Origin of the sequence: Arcobacter caeni (assembly GCF_003063245.1) — a bacterium.
Lineage (GTDB): Bacteria > Campylobacterota > Campylobacteria > Campylobacterales > Arcobacteraceae > Aliarcobacter > Aliarcobacter caeni.
This window is the reverse complement of sequence record NZ_MUXE01000033.1, coordinates 1-2,515: the sequence shown is the minus strand read 5'-3', so window position 1 is coordinate 2,515 and position 2,515 is coordinate 1. Positions and strand designations below refer to the sequence as shown.

Annotated in this window: 2 protein-coding genes; both read left to right on the top strand. The window is 26.4% G+C overall.

What is annotated here, in order from left to right:
* Positions 1-135 precede the first annotated feature (135 nt).
* Complete coding sequence (locus B0174_RS11960) at positions 136-576, top strand: hypothetical protein (RefSeq protein WP_108561322.1); 441 nt, start codon at positions 136-138, stop codon at positions 574-576.
* A gap of 55 nt (positions 577-631) precedes the next feature.
* Positions 632-2,164 carry a type II toxin-antitoxin system HipA family toxin gene (locus B0174_RS11955; protein WP_108561319.1) on the top strand — a complete coding sequence of 511 codons (1,533 nt, stop codon included), beginning with the start codon at positions 632-634 and terminating at the stop codon, positions 2,162-2,164.
* The last annotated feature ends 351 nt before the right edge of the window (positions 2,165-2,515 follow it).

The window sequence follows — 2,515 nt, the reverse complement described above, 5'->3', positions numbered from 1 at the left end:
AAATGTTGTTTTATCTAAAGTCATAAACTGTAAAAAATTAAAGATTTGAAGTTAGTACTTCAATCTTAAAAGAATATATAGTTTAGTTAAAAACTAGATTATTTATTCATATGAAAATTATACGAGGAATTCAAAATGGCAAAAAGTTTAATAGATGTTGCAAAACATGAAAATAAATTAAGAAAAATCATTCAATTAAATCAAGCTGGAGCAACTGTTTTTACAGATAAAACTTCACAAATTTTAGTTAGTGGTGCAAGTAAAAGTGAGTTTATAGAAGCTTTCAAAGATGATATAGATAAAACAGCTAGATTTTTAGTTGATAGTCTGGGAATCATTAACAGCATATCAAATGGGCTTATTATGGAATTAGAAACACTTGATAATACAGTTGAAAGTTTTTTCGAAAGTACTTATGAAGATGGAATTATCAGTCTTTGTGGTGTGAAATTTGATATAAAGCCTTTCGTTCAACTTCATTGGAAGTTGCTAGTTAGAAAGCTTCGCCTCTTTAGGGCGGAGTTGGTTCACACAACAAATGTAATAGATAATAAAAATAGAGAAAGTATCATATAAGTTATTTTTAAATATAATAAAAAGCTTAAAAATATAAAATATTGGACGATTCTGGATGATAAATAAAGAAAAGGTAATACTAGAACTCTTTGAAAAAGAGCCACAATTAACTAAAAAATTAATAGAGTTAAAAACAGATATTAAAGGTTCAACTCTAAACAATATTTTAAAATCATTAGTTGAGTCAAATTCTATAGAAAGATTTGGGCAAGGTAGAGCTACTTATTATCAAAGAGTATATAAAGAAACATTCTCATATAAAAATATCACGGTACTTAATGATGGCATTATAATAGGTGAGCTTAGTTTTGGAGATGGTAAATATATTTTTGAATATAACGAAAAATATAAAGGTTCTGAACTTATTGGAATACCAAGAAATGAAAATCCATATTTGAGTAATACTCTTTTTTATATCTTTGAAAACCTTATTCCAGAATCGCATAGAAGAGAAAAACATCTTAATATTGAGAACTTTGATGATCTAGCTGATAGTCTTACAACTTTACTCAATACTCATGGTTCTTATGAGTTTGTATATACTTATGAATTATTTAAATATAAAAAATCAAATGATAAAAGACCAAGTTATACCACTATAAAAAATAAACTTCTTGAAACCTATTCTTATCCAAATGTATTAAACTATGAACTTGATATATCAGATGAAATACTTGAAGATAAAAGTGATACAGATTACTCTTCACTTAGTGGTTATCAAAATAAAATAGATATAAATATAGATACAAAAAAACAAACAATTATCATAGATACTAAAAACCCACACTATTTGCTAAAACCTTTTAATAAAAATATTGGGGAGTATTTTGGAGATAAAAATAGTTATTATCCACAGGTATTAGTAAATGAACATCTTTTTATGAGCTTTGCAAAAAATGAATTAGGATTTGATGTTCCATACAACGGATTGATTTATCACAATGGTAACTTTCACTATCTTATTAAAAGATTTGATAGATATGAAGAGTTTAGATATGAGCAATACGATTTCGGACAACTTTTAAATATACCAAGTAGTAAAAAATATACTGCAAGTAGTGATGAAGTATTTCATAAGGCAAATGAACTATTAAAAGATAAAAACTCAAAACTAGAACTTCTAAGGTTTTACTTTTATTCTTATATTATTCAACATGGTGATTTACATGTAAAAAATATAGCAATAATTAATATAGGAAAAGAGAAATTCACCCTTTCTCCACTTTATGATGTTATATCACTAGGTGTAATAAAAGGTAAAGATATAGATGACCTTGCTCTTCCAATTCAAAAGAAACATAAAACACAAAAATCAAAGTTTACTATCGATGATTTTTTATACCTTGCTGATATATTAGAGCTCAATCATCTTGAAGTAAAAAATGAATTTAGAAAAATAGCTATAAAATTTATAGAAATGTTTCCACAATATATAGAAAAAACAAAAGAATTATTGCACTATGACGAACTATCTGTTAGTAAAACCAGACATAGAAAAACAAACCTAATAAAAAAACTAAATAGCTTTTATGAAGAAAGATTGATTGCTTTAAAAAAAGCTTTAATTTTTGAAGAACTTGAGATTTGAGATATTTTATGGACAAAATGTGACTCATAGGTTTGATAAAATTATAAAAAAGATGTGCATACGCCGACCATATCTGGACAGCCAGCCGATTCACATCCGGACACTTAGCATCAGCTAATCCTTGTTTTGTTCTTTCACTAATAATTTCTCTTTCTGTTTGTGCAAAATATCCATAGATAACAAGAAGTAATGATGATAGTGGAGAGGTAACTAAAAAACATACACTTTTTTGCTAATCCCTAAGCCACCATTTCAGATTGTAACACTTTTTCTTTTTCTTGTTTTTCTTCAAATTTAACAGGTGATAAATTTCCTAAATAACTATGACTTCTAACTCTATTATAATAAAAT

Coding starts and splice junctions, on each gene's coding strand:
- B0174_RS11955 (WP_108561319.1), top strand. CDS start 632: ATGATAAATAAAGAAAAGGTAATACTAGAACTCTTTGAAAAAGAGCCA.
- B0174_RS11960 (WP_108561322.1), top strand. CDS start 136: ATGGCAAAAAGTTTAATAGATGTTGCAAAACATGAAAATAAATTAAGA.